Annotated in this window: 14 protein-coding genes; 9 read left to right on the plus strand and 5 right to left on the minus strand. The window is 39.0% G+C overall.

Annotation, left to right across the window (positions count from 1 at the left end; all coding sequences use genetic code 11):
- Positions 1-490 precede the first annotated feature (490 nt).
- A complete protein-coding gene (locus BM073_RS18215; RefSeq protein WP_091651769.1) occupies positions 491-1,150 on the minus strand; it encodes an NYN domain-containing protein in 660 nt (219 codons plus the stop codon).
- A gap of 232 nt (positions 1,151-1,382) precedes the next feature.
- Positions 1,383-2,582 carry a chloride channel protein gene (locus tag BM073_RS05845; RefSeq protein ID WP_245756374.1) on the minus strand — a complete coding sequence of 400 codons (1,200 nt, stop codon included), beginning with the start codon at positions 2,580-2,582 and terminating at the stop codon, positions 1,383-1,385.
- A 139-nt stretch (positions 2,583-2,721) separates the two neighbouring features.
- Between BM073_RS05845 and BM073_RS05850 the strand changes: the two genes are divergently transcribed.
- Positions 2,722-3,612: a TIGR01777 family oxidoreductase gene (locus BM073_RS05850; RefSeq protein WP_091651774.1), complete on the plus strand. Its 891-nt coding sequence runs from the start codon at positions 2,722-2,724 to the stop codon at positions 3,610-3,612.
- Between the two features lie 2 nt (positions 3,613-3,614).
- On the opposite strand, the gene BM073_RS05855 is transcribed toward BM073_RS05850, so the two are convergent.
- The 3 genes from BM073_RS05855 to BM073_RS18315 are packed head-to-tail and all read right to left on the minus strand — an operon-like array spanning position 3,615 to position 4,284.
- Complete coding sequence (locus tag BM073_RS05855; protein WP_091651778.1) at positions 3,615-3,788, minus strand: PLDc N-terminal domain-containing protein; 174 nt, start codon at positions 3,786-3,788, stop codon at positions 3,615-3,617.
- 2 nt (positions 3,789-3,790) lie between these two features.
- Positions 3,791-4,024 (minus strand): PLDc N-terminal domain-containing protein, encoded by a 234-nt coding sequence (locus BM073_RS05860; protein WP_245756375.1) that lies wholly within the window; start codon positions 4,022-4,024, stop codon positions 3,791-3,793.
- 11 nt (positions 4,025-4,035) lie between these two features.
- Positions 4,036-4,284, minus strand: a complete 249-nt coding sequence (locus BM073_RS18315) for a PLDc N-terminal domain-containing protein (protein ID WP_091651781.1) — start codon at positions 4,282-4,284, stop codon at positions 4,036-4,038.
- A 95-nt stretch (positions 4,285-4,379) separates the two neighbouring features.
- On the opposite strand from BM073_RS18315, the gene BM073_RS05870 reads away from it, so the two are divergent.
- From BM073_RS05870 to BM073_RS05905, 8 genes are all read left to right on the plus strand, one after another.
- Positions 4,380-6,935: a M14 family metallopeptidase gene (locus tag BM073_RS05870; protein ID WP_091651783.1), complete on the plus strand. Its 2,556-nt coding sequence runs from the start codon at positions 4,380-4,382 to the stop codon at positions 6,933-6,935.
- 78 nt (positions 6,936-7,013) lie between these two features.
- Positions 7,014-8,132 carry an amidohydrolase family protein gene (locus BM073_RS05875; protein WP_091651785.1) on the plus strand — a complete coding sequence of 373 codons (1,119 nt, stop codon included), beginning with the start codon at positions 7,014-7,016 and terminating at the stop codon, positions 8,130-8,132.
- Between the two features lie 185 nt (positions 8,133-8,317).
- Positions 8,318-10,477: a TonB-dependent receptor gene (locus BM073_RS05880; protein ID WP_091651788.1), complete on the plus strand. Its 2,160-nt coding sequence runs from the start codon at positions 8,318-8,320 to the stop codon at positions 10,475-10,477.
- A gap of 11 nt (positions 10,478-10,488) precedes the next feature.
- Positions 10,489-11,133 carry a tetratricopeptide repeat protein gene (locus tag BM073_RS05885; protein ID WP_091651790.1) on the plus strand — a complete coding sequence of 215 codons (645 nt, stop codon included), beginning with the start codon at positions 10,489-10,491 and terminating at the stop codon, positions 11,131-11,133.
- 95 nt (positions 11,134-11,228) lie between these two features.
- On the plus strand, positions 11,229-12,296 hold the full coding sequence (locus BM073_RS05890) for a sensor histidine kinase (RefSeq protein WP_175557855.1): 1,068 nt from the start codon (positions 11,229-11,231) through the stop codon (positions 12,294-12,296).
- Entirely contained in the window at positions 12,293-13,045 is a 753-nt protein-coding gene (locus BM073_RS05895; protein ID WP_091651795.1) for a LytR/AlgR family response regulator transcription factor, read from the plus strand. Before BM073_RS05890 ends, BM073_RS05895 begins: the two co-directional genes overlap by 4 nt.
- 31 nt (positions 13,046-13,076) lie before the next feature.
- On the plus strand, positions 13,077-14,291 hold the full coding sequence (locus BM073_RS05900) for a hypothetical protein (RefSeq protein ID WP_091651796.1): 1,215 nt from the start codon (positions 13,077-13,079) through the stop codon (positions 14,289-14,291).
- A gap of 26 nt (positions 14,292-14,317) precedes the next feature.
- Positions 14,318-15,451, plus strand: coding sequence for a DUF4221 family protein (locus tag BM073_RS05905; RefSeq protein ID WP_091651799.1), 1,134 nt, complete (start codon positions 14,318-14,320; stop codon positions 15,449-15,451).
- Position 15,452 lies beyond the last annotated feature (1 nt).

Genomic DNA, 15,452 nt, shown 5'->3' on the forward strand with positions numbered 1-15,452 from the left:
AAGACCTTCAATCGCACCTTACTGGAATTGAAATGCTCGGAAGCGATCTTGGCAAACTCCTGCGCCCATACCTTCAATCGCACCTTACTGGAATTGAAATGGAAAGAGCAGCCATGACTACAGCAGCAAGAGCAGCCCTTCAATCGCACCTTACTGGAATTGAAATACAGATTGAACGGTTCTGGCCTAAGTCGATAGCGATCCTTCAATCGCACCTTACTGGAATAAGGACAGAGCCTGCCTGAAGAAGACAGGCGTCAAGAAATGACCCCTTTGGGTCATTTTAGCAAGGGGCCAGCTTGCAGGGTTGGCCTTCTATAAAAAATCGCACCTTACTGGAATTAGTACGGAAGAAAATATGACTATTTAAACTACTCTTTTTGAAATATTCAATTTCAGTGTCTGGAATATCTTATTCAAAATAAATTCCTCTCTTTATATGATTCGGGGAAATTGATTTTGGTTTACCCACTTAGCTAATACGGATTTTTTATGGCTTCTTTATTTTAGAAACTAAGCCATCGATGTGTTCGAAAAGATGCGGTTTTATTGGATTCCACATTGGGTCCAAAAGAAAATCTATACCTTCCCTTCGTGCTAATTTTGCGGCAGGAACAAAATCACTATCTCCTGAAATTAAAATAATTTGATCCACTTGGCCTTTTAAAGTAATTGACGCAATGTCTAGTCCAATCTTTATATCTACCATTTTTTGATTAAAGTCGAATTGCACATCGTCCTCGGTAAGATCCTCTATTGTAATTTCTTTAGAGAGTAATTCCTTCGTTTTACTTGGTCTAATTATCCATCTTTTTCGATCTTCTAAGACACCAAGCCTTAGGGCAATCTTCCTTTTCTTTTTTAATTCTTCAAAAAACGCAAATTGAAATTTGAATTGGTCAGTTTTTGAAAAATCTATTGACTTACCGGTAATTGGGTTATGCTGTTTTTTGGCATAGGGAAGACAGTCATAATAAAAAATTCTATACAAGTCGTAATTCTCAGACCGAGCTTGTGTTAGATGCTTTAAGCACATTTCCCAAAGATCCTTTGCAGTCCTCTCTGGATCAAGATTTTTTATTTTATTGATGGATCGATACCGTTTCAGAAAAAAACCTCCATCTACCAAAATTGCAGTTCTTTTTTTCATTGAGATTAAAAAAAAGCTCTAGGGTCGGCATCCTCGCTATGTTATGTAGAATTGAGAATACGTTGCCAAGAGCATTATATGGTTTAAAATTAATAAGCTTGAACTAAAAATACAACTGAAATTAATTTTTGAAAGTTTCTTTTATTGCTGAAAAACAAATGGTTTAATCTACCTTGGTGCGAGACTAATTAAAAAACTCCGCCTTTCAATCAATTTTTCTGATGAATATTTTTCAATAAAACCACGCCTTTTTCCATCCCAACTCCTGAGATACATAAATCCCTCCTTTACCAGAAAAGATATAGGCGATGAAGCAGGCTATCGCGAGAAAAAATCCGGATTCATATCCGAAAAGCTCCATTCCCATTACAGTGCAGGCCATAGGAGTATTGGTGGCCCCGGAAAATACGGCCACAAATCCCATCCCAGCTAATAAAGCTAAGGGAAGCGGAATCAAACCATGCAAGGCATTTCCCAAGGTAGCTCCCGTGAAAAATAAAGGCGTCACTTCTCCTCCTTTAAATCCAGCTCCCAAAGTAAAACCAGTCAAACCTGTTTTAGCCAACCAATCATACCAAGGCAAAGGAGTTTCAAAAGCCTCTACGATTCTAGGCACTCCCAAGCCCAAATAAGTGGTACTGCCCGAAATCCATACAAATAAAGCGATCAGCAGTCCGCCTATGAACGGCCTCAAGGGTGGATAAGAAATCGTCTGAGAAAAAACTTTGGAGAAAAAGTGAGAGGTTTCCGCAAATAATCTTCCTGATAAACCAAAGACAATTCCGGCAGGAATGATCCAAAGTAAATTCATCAAAGTATGAGTCGCCACCTCGGGGATTTGATAAACAGTGTGACCCACTCCCCAGAGCGATTCGCAAACCCAATGAGCAACCAAACCAGCCCAAAAGGCTGGAAAAATAGATTTCCATCGGAAATGACCCGTGTGCATCCATTCCAAAGCAAAAATAGCTCCTGCTAGTGGAGTCCCGAAAACTGAAGCAAATCCACCTGAAACCCCAGAAATCAGGATTAATCTCCTGTCAGCGGATTCAAGTTTAAACCATTTGGTCAACTGATCTGCCAAAGATCCGCCCATTTGAACTGCAGTGCCTTCCCTTCCTGCCGAACCGCCGAAAAAATGGGTGAAAATAGTCCCAAAAAGCACCAAGGGAGTCATTCTGAGGGGAATTGGATTCTTGGTTTGGTATAATTCATCCAATAATAAATTATTGCCTTTGACAGAATTTTGACCAATTTTATAATAAGTCCAGCCGATGATCCAACCGCCCAGCGGAAGTAAAGCAATTATCAATAAATGCTCTTCCCTGAAGTTGGTTGCCCAGTCTAATGCCACCAGAAAAAAGGCGGACGCAGAGCCCGAAAGCAAGCCAACCAAAAGGCCTAAGACTAGCCAAAGCAAAAAATATTTCAACAGTTTCGAGTAATCCAAAGCGACCGTTTAAATCAAGAATGGCAAAATAGGAATAGAAATTGACTTTTAAGTAGGAGATAAACTAGGAAAATCACTTCCCGAGAACTTATTTGAGTTTTCAGGGTTATTAGCACACAAAATGAAGAACATATTAATCACCGGCGGCTCTGGCCTTATTGGCCAAAAAATCACCCAACTCTTGGAGGAAAAAGACTATGCAGTTGCTTGGCTGAGTAGGTCTTCCAAAAAGCGAAAATCCTTCGTTTGGGATATCAATTCCCAAACCATAGACCCTGAGGCAATGGAGTGGGCAGACGCCGTCATCCATCTAGCCGGGGCAGGAGTAGCTGATCAAAGATGGACTGCAGAAAGAAAGCAAGAAATTCTTCAATCCCGGACAAAAAGTACAGCCCTTCTTCACCAAGCAATCGAAAAAGCAGAGGCCAAACCCACGACTTTTATTTCTGCCTCAGCAGTTGGCTACTACGGTTTCAATACCGGAACCAAATTAGTAGATGAGACATCACCAGCTGGAAATGATTTTCTGGCTCAGGTCGTGATAGCTTGGGAAAATGAAGTGAAGAAAATTGAATCCCTACATCTCAGAACAGTCATGCTCCGAATTGGAATTGTATTGGATGCTGACGGTGGCGCTTTGGCTGAAATGCTCAAACCGCAAGTTGCTGCACCATTAGGTTCAGGAGATCAGTGGATGAGTTGGATCCATATTGATGATTTGGCAAGAATGTTTGTCTACGCTTTGGAAAAAACTACCCTACAGGGAGTTTACAATGCCGTTGGACCCAATCCTAGCACCAATCAACAGGTCACTAAAGAAGCTGCGGATGCCAAAGGCAAAACCTATTTAGGAATTGGAGTTCCAGGCTTTGTTTTGAAATTAGTATTAGGAGAAATGGCAGCCATGGTACTGGGTGGCAATCGGGTTTCTTGCCAGAAAATCCAAAAAGCAGGCTTCCAGTTTGAATACTTTGAATTATCGGAAGCCCTGAAAGATATTTTCAAGCACTGATTCTAGATTCTTTTTCCTCTTCCAATTAAAAACCAAAGGACAGTTCCCAATAGTGGAACCAAAATCACGATTAAAATCCAGATTAATTTATCTGTATCGTTCGCAAAGTTGCTGATCACCACATCATAAATGGTATAGGCATAAATCGCCAGACCGATAATTCCAATTCCAAACATTGTTAGCTAGTTGTAGTTTTAGTGCCTTTTCCCAAAATCAAGTAGACAAGAGGCCCAATTACTTGTCCAAATAAAATAATGATGATCCAAATGAGCTTCATATTTGGATCTTTGAAATCTGAGCGGATGATATCCACCACACAATAAATCCAAAGGATGGAATAAGCTATTCCAAATAAGATCAAAAACAGGAGAATACCTCCTCCCATATTATTAACAAATAGTAGTTCACTCATTTTTGCAAGGATTAATCTTTTTGACTGCGAAAATCAGGCTCAAACCTCCTGCGTTTTTTCATAGTCCTCGACATAGACAGATACAAAAAGGTCCCGATTACCGGTACAAAAATCAACAGCAGCATCCATAATATCCTTTGGCTGGAGTCCTTGAAGTCTGCCCTAAGCAAATCTACAATAGCATAAATCCAAAACCCCAGATAAAAAACCAGTGTTAAAGGGGCTATCCAAACAGGAAAACTGGGTTCAAGTAAATTCATTTCGATTCTTCAATTATTTTTACCACTGTTCCAAAATAGCTTTTTTTGGTAAAATAAAGTAAGAATTTAGTCGAAAATTTAATCACTCTATTGATATGATGAGAAGTGCGTTTATACTGGTTTTATGCTTTATCACCGGTTTCAGTCAAGCTCAAGTGGACTTGAGCTATTATCTCCCTTCCGGATACACTTATAATCCTGCCATCCCAACTCCTAAGGAGGTTTTGGGCTATGAAGTTGGAGAATGGCACGTAAGCCACGACCAGCTGGTCATGTACATGAAAGCCGTTGCTGCTGCTTCAGACCGAGTTAAATTTGAAGAGACAGGAAGAACTTATGAAAAAAGACCCCAAACGCTTTTGACTATTTCCTCTCCAGCTAACCTGGCCAAGATAGATCAAATCAAGGCAGATCGAGCCAAGCTTAGAAATCCAAATTCCTCTGTCAATGTCGCTTCCATGCCTGTGGTAATGTTTATGGGTTATTCTGTGCATGGAAATGAACCCAGTGGTGCCAATGCTTCTCTTTTAGCAGCCTATCATTTTGCGGCAGCAAATGAAATTGAGGCTGAATTGGAAAATATCGTATTGCTCTTGGATCCAGCAATCAACCCTGATGGACTCAACCGTTTTGCTTCTTGGGTAAACTCCCATAAAGCTTATAATTTGAATGGAGATCCAAATGGGAGAGAATATAATGAGGCTTGGCCTAGAGGCAGAACCAATCACTATTGGTTTGATCTCAACAGAGATTGGCTTCCTGTTCAACATCCTGAATCCAGAAATAGAGTTCGCGTATTCCAAAGCTGGCTTCCCAATATTCATTTGGATTTCCATGAAATGGGAACCAACAGCACTTTCTTTTTCCAGCCAGGTGTACCGGCGAGAATGCACCCGCTAACTCCGGAAAAAAACTTCAAACTCACAGAAAAGATCGGACAATACCATGCCAAAGCATTGGATAAGATTGGATCTCTTTATTATAATCAAGAGAACTACGATGACTTTTACTATGGAAAGGGCTCTACCTACCCAGATGTACAGGGATCGATTGGAATTTTGTTTGAGCAAGCAAGTTCCAGGGGCCATTTACAGGAATCTGCCAATGGTTTGCTGAGTTTTCCATTCACAATCAGAAATCAGTTTACAGCCAATCTTTCCTCCTATCAGGCGGCTAAGGAAATGAGGCAGGAATTGAACCAATGGATGAGAGACTTTTATCTAGGCATTAAAACCGAAACTGACACCGATGTCAATAAGGCTTACATTTTTGGAAGCAAAGAAGACGATGCAAGAGGATATCATTTGGCCGATTTGATTTTGCAGCATGATATCAAGGTTTTCAACCTGAAAGAAGATATCACCGTCAATGGAAGAGAATTTAAAAAGGAAAATTCCTACATAGTCCCGGCAGATCAACCTCAGTACCGTCTGATCAAGGCGATGTTTGAAACCAGAACAAGCTTTGCTGATTCCCTTTTCTATGACATCTCTGCCTGGACATACCCTATGGCCTTCAATTTGGACTACATGGCACTCAACAGCCGAATTCTAAATTTGGCTAGTGTAGAAGAGGTCAATAAGAATAATTTCCAACTTAAGCCCGGACAGGTAATTGGTGGCTCTGGAGCCTATCAATATGCCTTGGAGTGGACTGATTATTACGCGCCCAAAGCTGCCTACCAATTGTTGAAGGCAGGCTTCTTAGTAAGGGTAGCTAATGCTGAGTTTACTACACCTGAGGGAAAGACATTTGGGAGAGGAACCCTTTTGATTGATCAGGGAGAATCTGGGTTGGATAAAGATGCTTTTTATCAAAAACTACAGGAAATCGCATCTAAATCAACTGTGGATATTCATGCGATTAGCACAGGCTATACTGCCGGAATTAATATGGGTTCTACTTTCATTTCACCTTTGGATAAGCCGGAAATTGCACTTTTGGTGGATGGAGGAGTTGATAGCTATGAGGCTGGAGAAATCTGGCACCTTTTGGATCAGCGTTATGAAATGCCCGTGACTTTGCTGCCAATGGATAGAGTAAGCGCTACCGTGATTGATCGCTATAATGTGATTTTAATGCCTGATGGAAATTATAACAGCCTAGGCAAATCAGGTGCGGAAACCATTAAAAACTGGATAGGAAGAGGAAATACCCTGGTTGCTAAAGGTGGAGCCGTAAGATGGCTGGCGCAAAATGAAATAAAGGAGTTCAAATTCAGAACTGTGGATAACCAAGAAAAAGGACTTCAAAAATCCTATGCTAACTATGAAAATGCCACAGGTGCAAAAGTAACTGGCGGGGCAATTTTCAATGCAAAACTGGATACTACTCATCCAATCGGCTACGGCTACGAGTCCCCTAATATTCATACTTTCAGAAATGATAATCTGTTTTTAGAGCCTTCTTCAAATCCTTATGCTAACCCATTGGTCTACACCGAAAACCCTCTTGCTTCCGGTTATTTACATCCAAGTAATTTACCTGGATTAAAGAACGGGTCGGTGATTCAGATTGGCGCTGTAGGCAGAGGAAGAATTGTAGCCTTTGCAGATAATATGAATTTTAGAGCATTCTGGTTTGGAACAAATAAACTATACATGAATGCCATCTTCTTCGGTCAAGTCATAGAAGGAGGAACAGCTAGGTAAAAAGAATATCCCGAGTTATTAGCTCGGGATTTTTTATGAACGGCACATCCCAAAACCATTAATTGAGTTTAATAGCACATGAACAAATTTAGCCTAAGCCTAATTACCCTAATCTTCAGCGGATTGATTTTCAATGTAAATGCTCAGGAAATGAGCTTTGAAGAATATAATCCTCCTTCCACTTTGAAGGTACCTGAAAACCCTGTTACCCTAGCAAAATTTCCTTTTGTGGATATTCACAGTCATCAGGGGGGAATTGACCAGGCCAAGGTGAATAAGTTGGTTACCGAAATGAATGAGCTCAATATGGGCGTAATGGTCAATTTGAGCGGTCGTGGATTTGGCAGAGGAGACAGCAACTCCCAGCAGGAATACATCAAAAACATGATTCGGGAATTCAACACCCATGCACCGGGACGATTTCTGGTTTTCACCAATTTGAATTTTGCCGGTTTTGGTGATGAAAACTGGAGTAGAATCGCTGTCAAAGAATTAGAGGAGGATGTAGCAGCAGGAGCTGTGGGCTTAAAAATCTACAAAAGCTTAGGCCTAAGTGTAAAAGATATCAATGGAAACAGAGTTCCAATAGACCACCCGGATTTAGATCCGGTTTGGGCAAAAGCCGGTGAATTGGGAATCCCTGTTTTGATTCATGCTGCAGATCCAGCTCAGTTTTGGGAACCCATGGATGCCAATAATGAAAGATGGTTGGAGTTGAAAACACATCCCAATAGAAAAAGATCTGATACTGACCCTGCTCCTTTTGAGCAAATCATAGCCGAGCAGCATCACATTTTCGAGAAGCATCCAAATACAACTTTTGTCAATGCACATATGGGTTGGATGGCTAATGACTTGGATAAGGCCAGCGCTCATCTGGAGAAATATCCCAATGTGAATTTTGGAATCGGCGCAGTTATCCAAGAGTTTGGAAGGCAGCCTAAAAGAGCCAGAGAGTTTTTCATCAAATATCAGGACAGATTAATTTTTGGTAAAGACGCCTACAATCCAGAAGAGTTCCACACTTACTTTAGAATTTTGGAAACCGAGGATGAATACTTCCCTTACTACAAAAAATACCATGCTTTTTGGAGAATGTACGGTTTGGGATTACCTGATGAAGTATTGAAAAAGGTTTATTATAAAAATGCACTTCGGATTGTTCCAAAAATGGATGCTTCAATATTTCCAGAATAAGAATTTAAGCCTGAAGTCTAAGAGAGGGAAAGATTTTGTCTTTCCCTTTTTTATTGAATCTGCATCAAACCATTTTTTCTTCATCATTAATCTCTGACATTTCAGTCGCCGATTTTGACGCTTCAGTCAACTTTAATTTTTGAAGGTTAAAAAGCAACTCATATTCGGATCAAATATGATTCGCTATGAGAACGCTCAGTATTTTCATCTTCCTTTTTCTGTCTTTATCCACAATTTCTTTCTCTCAAACCAAGATTTCAGGAAAAGTGCTGGATGAGAAAAAGAAAGGCTTACCTGGAGTGAATGTCCTCATCAAAGGATCTTATGATGGAAGTACTTCCAAAGATGATGGAAGCTTTGAATTCGAAACTGATGAAGAAGGCCCTCAAGTATTAGTATTTCAACTGATGGGTTTTAAAAGTATTGAGATAGCCATCCATTGTGAAGGAAATGCCATTCAAATCCCGGATCAGATATTAGTTGAGGCAATCACAGAAATGAATGCTGTGACAATTTCCGCAGGTGCAATGGAGGCTTCGGATGAAAAAAAATCAGTCATACTTCGGCCATTAGATATAGTCACTACACCTAGCGCAATGGGTGACATCGTGGGCGCATTCCAGACACTACCGGGAACAAGCACAGTAGGAAATGATGGAAGATTATTTGTCAGGGGCGGTGATGCAAGTGAAGTGGGAATTTATATTGATGGCATGCGAGTTGGCAATGCTTATGGAAGCACTGCAGGAAATGTCCCAACCCGAACCCGCTTTAACCCCAACCTATTCAAAGGAACATTTTTCTCGACAGGAGGCTATTCTGCCGAATACGGGCAGGCCTTGTCCTCGGCTTTAGCTTTGAATACCAAAGACCTTTCGATCAGAAGTCAAGGTGACCTCAGCATCATGTCTGTTGGAGGAGGTTATGCACATACGCTTTCATCAGAAAAGCAAAGCCTGACTTTCAGTGCCAATTATTTTGATTTAAAACCTTATCAGTCCTTGGTAAAGCAAAATTTCGATTGGGAAAGAGCACCCAATGGATGGGATATTGAATTATCGGCACAAAAGAAATTAGCAAAAGGAGGTCTTTGGAAAATACTCGCCAGAACAGAGTCAGGGGGAATGGAAATATGGCAGCCTGAACCAGGTCAAGAAGGTAGAGGTCAACTTATTCGGCTGAGAAATAAATATTCATTTGCACAGAGCAATTGGAAGAATGCTTTTGAAAATGGATGGACCTTATTTGCCGGGGCAGCTCTTTCTTCCAACTTCGATGATATCCGCATTGATAGTATTCGATTGGAAAGAAAGAATCAATTGGCACACGGGAAATTTACTGCTACCAAAGATTTTTCGGATAGATTATCCATGAATACGGGAATAGAATACTTCAATCACCAGTTTGACGAAAGCCTGGTAGACCTCAACTTCTCTAGAGATTACGTAGATCATCAGTTTTATTTTTTTACCGAGTGGGATTACTACCTCAACAAAAATCTTGTTTTTCGGGCAGGCCTTAGAGCAGGCCAAAGCTCCTTGAATAAAGAACAATGGTTAGACCCAAGAGCTTCTTTAGCATACAAAATCTCAGAAAGCTCCCAAGTCTCCTTTGCTGCAGGCTCTTTCTCTCAAATGCCTGTGGAAAACTTACGAGTTTTGAATCAAACACTCAAGAACACGGAATCCAATCACCTGATATTAAATTATTTACTACAAAAAGAAGGTATCACTTTCAGAGCAGAGGGATTTTATAAAGGATATGAGAATTTGGTGGTTTTTGAAGGTTATCCACAATCCCCCCAAAACCCGACCAACCTAGGTAAGGGGTATGCTCAGGGTGTGGATATCTTTTTCAGAGATAGAAAAAGTATTAAAAACACAGACTATTGGATCACTTACAGCTTTGTGGATAGCAAGAGACAGTTTGACCAGTTCCAATCAGAGGTTCAGCCATCCTTCGCTCCCAAACACAACTTCTCTGTAGTAGCCAAACATTTCATTTTGGACTTAAAATCGCAGCTTGGAATCAGCTTTTCCATGAATGATGGATACCCTTACCATAACCCAAATGATGGAGAGGAAATGAGTTCTAAAACTGAAAGCTTTCAAAGTTTAAGCTTCAGTTGGAGCTATTTACCCAGACCCAATTTGATCATTCATTTCGGAGTCAACAATGTGTTGGGAAGAGAGAATGTATTTGGATACAGGTTTGCACAGCAGGCAAACTCCCAAGGAGTATTTGAATCTATACCAAGTGGTCAGGTTGCTCCCAGGTTTTTATTCTTGGGAATTTTTCTAACCCTTTCTAAAGACAAAAACGCAAATCAATTAAACAACTTATAAACCAATAAATTATGAAAAAGCTCATCTTAACTTTCGCACTTTCATTTCTGTGGATAAGTCTTAGCATGGCATCTGATCCCGCATTTGAAAAAGCTATGAAAAAACAGATTATTGCCATGGATCAAATAGCAAATGCCGAACAATCCAAAGAAGTAGCAAATGGTTTTTTGCGAATTGCAGAAGCTAAAAGTGAGGAATGGCTTCCATTATATTATGCTGGATTGATCCATATTGAGGCAGCATTTCGATTTGAAGTAAACAAAGATCAATATTTGGATCAGGCACTGGAATATATTGACAAGGCAGAAAAATTAGCACCAGCCAACTCTGAAGTAACTGCATTGAAAGGATATGCAATCATGGGTAAAATCAGTTTGGACCCTGCTTCAAGAGGTCAAAACTTAAGTCCACAAGCCATGCAATTATTTGGAAAAGCAATCAATCTTGACAGGGAAAACCCAAGAGCACTTTATTTGATGGCTCAAATGGAATATGGAATGGCTCAATTCTTCGGAAGTGGCACAGACAAAGCTTGTGGTATGGTCAGATTGAGTTTGGAACAGTTTGAAAAGGAGGAAAGCATTATCACTGAAGATTATATCCTTCCAAAATGGGGAAAAAGAAGTGCTCAGCAGATGATGAATAATTGTAATTAATTTAATTGTACTCTATTTATAAGGTAGATTTTTGAATCTAATAATTGAATAATTCAAAAATCTGCCTTTTTAACTATCTTGAAACAATGAGCCGAATGACTAACCCCAATCAATGCGAAAAAGAAACCAGTATCTGGGAAAGCTTTCCGAAGTTTATTGGGGTCAATTTGATCATTGCTTCGATTCTCATGGTAATTTTTTGTCCCACATGTTTCCTGACTTGGGAGGGGATCAAATCACTTTTTCCGGATTTTATAGCCGCATTTCTATTTTCCTCAGTTTTGAGTTTTGGCGGGAATCAGGTTGATTCTTTCTTTGACAAAAGGATGTCATGGATTCAATATCCAATCAAACGTGTCATTCTTACTATTGCCACCTATATGGCATATTCTTTTGTAGCGAGCTATATAGTGATTGTCATTTATGCGCTGATTTCAAAGCAAATCACTGTGGATAACATTCCATGGGCCGGACTCCTCTCTTATACTACTTCACCGATGATTATTGCATTGGTTTTTATGTCCATATTCACCACTTGGTCCTGGCTTGGAGAATGGAGAAAATCCGCAATTGAAGCAGAAAGATTGAAGTCCGAAAAATTGGCTTCCCAATATCAAGGACTGAAGGATCAACTCAATCCTCATTTCCTATTTAACTCCTTGAACGTTCTTTCCAACTTGGTTTATGAAGACGCAGATAAATCAGCAGAATTTATTCAAAAGCTTTCCAGGATTTATAGATATGTTTTGGAAGTACAGAATGAAGAATTGGTAAGCTTAAAGAAGGAACTGGATTTTGCGAGAAATTATCTGGACTTACAAAAAATAAGATTTGAAGAAAGTCTCCAATTTTCTATCAAAACATTCGATGAAAACAGCCATTGGATACCTCCCTTGTCACTGCAACTTATTTTGGAAAATGCAGTAAAGCACAATATCATCAGCAAGGAGCTTCCCCTATTTATCCACATAATCCAAAAAGAAAATGAAGTGTGGATAAGTAATACGTTTCAGCCCAAAAAAACAAAGGAAGAGCCTTCTACAGGAGTTGGTTTGAATAATATCAACCTGCGATATGAACTATTGAGTAATCGTAAACCAGAGGTGATTCAAAATGAAGAAGAATTCTTGGTAATCCTTCCTTTATTAAAAATTGAGGCATGAATATCTTAATTATTGAAGATGAAAATCCAGCAGCAAATCGGCTTCTCAAGCTATTGAAGCCATATTTCCAGGATGCCGACTTTCATGGAAACTTAGATAGTATCAAATCTTCGGTAGAATGGCTGCAGACTTATCCACATCCTGATTTAATCTTTTGTGACATCCAATTGGCAGATGGAATCAGCTTTGAAATCTTTGAAAAAGTTAAGTTATCCACACCCGTCATCTTTACCACTGCCTATGACCAGTTTGCCATCAAAGCATTCCAGGTAAATGCGGTGGATTACCTGCTAAAACCCATAGACCCTGAGGATTTAAACAGGGCTGTGGATAAGTTTAAATCTCAGCAAATTAAACCGAGCTTGGATCTGGACTTAATCAAGGACTTATTAAAGCCGCAAACACAAAACTTCAAGAGTAGATTTTTAGTAAGGTTTGGGGAAAAAATCCAAAGCATTTCTATTGAGGAGGTAGACCTATTTTTCAGTGAAGAAAAAGTGACTTTTCTTCAAACCAAAAGCGGAAAGAGATATGTCATCGATCAGACACTGGAGCAAACAGAAAGTCAGTTAGATCCTTCTCAATTTTTTAGGATCAATAGAAAATATATCAGTCACATTGCAGCTGTCGAAGAAGTATACAGCTATTCCAATAGCCGTCTGAAGGTGAAACTTAGAAACTGCGATTCCAGCGATGTCATTGTCAGCCGTGAAAAAGTTGGAGAATTTAAACAATGGTTGGATCAATAATTAGTATAATTAGCTAATTAATTGATTTTAAATGGCAGAACTGGATAGTAATCGCAAACAAGATGATTTGACATGGCTGGAAAACCTGCAAAGAAATAGTTGGGAGCCAGAGATTATCATCACGGGTTTAATTTTGGCTTTTTTATTCATCTTTCCTGCAAAGATTTATGAATTCTCGGCTTATTTGGTCCAGGATCTTGGAACAGGCTTTTTACTTAGCACGCTAGTTTTATTTTATTTAAGTGTTGTAATAAGTGTTTTTAAGATATTTTTCATTGTTCAGTTGTCCCTCAGATTTATATGGGCAGGGCTTTTAGGGCTCAGTTATGCATTCCCTAAGGGAGTGAATCAGGAAAAACTATTTAAGGTTGCCCAAGGCTATTCTTATCAACATCCGGATGAAATGGTTTTAAGGATGGAAAAGATTTGTTCCATGACTTTGGCTTACCCGGTTTCCATTTCCATTTTGATATTAATTTTCACCTTTTACCTGGGAACTCTGATCGCTATCAAAGTCCTGTTTAATCTGCCATTTATGGCTATCTATGCATTTTTTCTCATCAGTATAATGGCATATGCGATTCTGATGGCAACCATGAAGAAGAATAAATTTAAGAATTGGTATTCTAATACAATGCTGAGTTCAGTTGGGGCTACTTATCAATCTAATATCGGAAAGTGGTTTACAGTTTGGTATGGTCTAATAGTTATTCTATTATCTATTCCTGTCATTCTCAATGATGTAAAAGGATTTGATCTTTTTTTTAATGAAAAGAACCTTAGCGAAACAGATATAAACTGGCCAATTTCTGAATACTATTTCGAGGATGTACATCCTGAGGAAAAAAGATATCCCCGAGCCTATGCCCAAAGCCAAATTATGGAGGGTTCTTCTTACAGACTGGGACTTCCCTTTTATGTAGATGATAATAAATCTCTTGCATCATTGAGAGAGAAATTTCAGGATGAACTCGACTCTATTTCTTGGGGCAAAATTGAAGCTATGCCTGACTTATATCAAATTTATATTGATGATGAACCCTATTATCCTAAGAACTGGCTTCCTTTAAAAAGCTCTATCTCCGGACAAAAATCATTTGAAACAATTTTATACTTAGATTCTCTTGAGTCTGGAATTCATGAGTTACGTGTAGAGAAAGTAATGGTAATTCCTGATTTTTTGACTAATAAATTAAAATTTAGGCATTTGGAAAACTGGTCAAATTTTAAGTTTTTAAAACCTTAGATATTTTCCATTCGTCCTAACTGCTTATGATAAAAACCAAAAAATCCTTTTCGATATTAAATTTTGGGCTTAGTGCTATCCTCATAATTTTTTGGGCTTGTAGCGATAAAAAATCGCAGGTTTTAACTACTGAAAGTTTTGAAAATCTCATTCAAGACACGCTTATCCTTTCAAAGGATTTAAACACAGCAGCTATTTCTCCAAGCTTAGCTTACTTTGAAACAGATAGTGGAAGATTCCTTTTAGACTTTCGAAAACTCCACCTTGTTGGGTATCGCTATCCTGAAGGCGACAAAGGCTTTGAAAGGTTCTATCAAAGAGAAGGTCCAGACGGATTAGGCGATACTGATTATAAACGTGCCTTAACAAAGGATGGAATTTTTGTGATAGATGCAGATAGAAAAATTCATCAGGCTAATTTCGAAGGAAAAGTAATCCAGTCCTGGAGTTTGCCTTCTACTCCCACTGACAGGCTTTATTCTAATTATACGGTCTTCCCAAATAATCCAATCACTTATTATGAGAATGAAATAATCATCCCGGACGTCCCTTATGTCATGAATGAAAAACTAATTGGCTATGAAGATTGGTTGGTTAGATTGAATTTGAATTCAGAGGAATGGGAATATATTTCTTTTGAGTATCCTGAAAAATTGAGAGAGTTTTATGAGGATCCAAACTTGGGGCCTTATTCCCATTATTATAATTCTAAAAGCAATCAAGCTATTATCTCTTTCCCTGTCGTAGATAGTTTAATGATTCTGGAAAACAATCAAACCAGATGGATTGATGCATCTCCTCAGGAAAGTTTGATTTTCAAAAAAGGTAAAACTGTTCCATCCGGAGAGTATACTATTTTCCAACCAGATCACAGCTCTGCAAGGTATACTTGGATCACTTTCGATCATTTTCAAAAAATATATCTGAGGCAAGTGATTACCGGATTAAAAGAAAATGAAAGTAATTCGAATCAATCCTATATTTCAAGAATTATCGTCTTAGATGAAGATTTCAAAAAACTGGGAGAGATAGAAAATTTACCAAATACCTATCAAGGATTTCCTACGCCTGATGGCTATTACTTCTATTTGGGATCTGGCGAAGTCGAGGAAAAAGTAAAATTCGCACGTGTGGATTTTTCTTCATTTTTAAAGCCATAAA

The sequence above is a fragment of the Algoriphagus ornithinivorans genome (assembly GCF_900115305.1).
GTDB classification, from domain to species: domain Bacteria; phylum Bacteroidota; class Bacteroidia; order Cytophagales; family Cyclobacteriaceae; genus Algoriphagus; species Algoriphagus ornithinivorans.

What these genes read in the sequence shown, in the direction of transcription:
- BM073_RS05895 (WP_091651795.1), top strand. Translation starts at nt 12,293, where the DNA reads ATGAATATCTTAATTATTGAAGATGAAAATCCAGCAGCAAATCGGCTT.
- BM073_RS05900 (WP_091651796.1), top strand. Translation starts at nt 13,077, where the DNA reads ATGGCAGAACTGGATAGTAATCGCAAACAAGATGATTTGACATGGCTG.
- BM073_RS05885 (WP_091651790.1), top strand. Translation starts at nt 10,489, where the DNA reads ATGAAAAAGCTCATCTTAACTTTCGCACTTTCATTTCTGTGGATAAGT.
- BM073_RS18215 (WP_091651769.1), bottom strand. Translation starts at nt 1,150, where the DNA reads ATGAAAAAAAGAACTGCAATTTTGGTAGATGGAGGTTTTTTTCTGAAA.
- BM073_RS05880 (WP_091651788.1), top strand. Translation starts at nt 8,318, where the DNA reads ATGAGAACGCTCAGTATTTTCATCTTCCTTTTTCTGTCTTTATCCACA.
- BM073_RS05905 (WP_091651799.1), top strand. Translation starts at nt 14,318, where the DNA reads ATGATAAAAACCAAAAAATCCTTTTCGATATTAAATTTTGGGCTTAGT.
- BM073_RS18315 (WP_091651781.1), bottom strand. Translation starts at nt 4,284, where the DNA reads ATGAATTTACTTGAACCCAGTTTTCCTGTTTGGATAGCCCCTTTAACA.
- BM073_RS05850 (WP_091651774.1), top strand. Translation starts at nt 2,722, where the DNA reads ATGAAGAACATATTAATCACCGGCGGCTCTGGCCTTATTGGCCAAAAA.
- BM073_RS05860 (WP_245756375.1), bottom strand. Translation starts at nt 4,024, where the DNA reads ATGAGTGAACTACTATTTGTTAATAATATGGGAGGAGGTATTCTCCTG.
- BM073_RS05875 (WP_091651785.1), top strand. Translation starts at nt 7,014, where the DNA reads ATGAACAAATTTAGCCTAAGCCTAATTACCCTAATCTTCAGCGGATTG.
- BM073_RS05890 (WP_175557855.1), top strand. Translation starts at nt 11,229, where the DNA reads ATGACTAACCCCAATCAATGCGAAAAAGAAACCAGTATCTGGGAAAGC.
- BM073_RS05855 (WP_091651778.1), bottom strand. Translation starts at nt 3,788, where the DNA reads ATGTTTGGAATTGGAATTATCGGTCTGGCGATTTATGCCTATACCATT.
- BM073_RS05870 (WP_091651783.1), top strand. Translation starts at nt 4,380, where the DNA reads ATGATGAGAAGTGCGTTTATACTGGTTTTATGCTTTATCACCGGTTTC.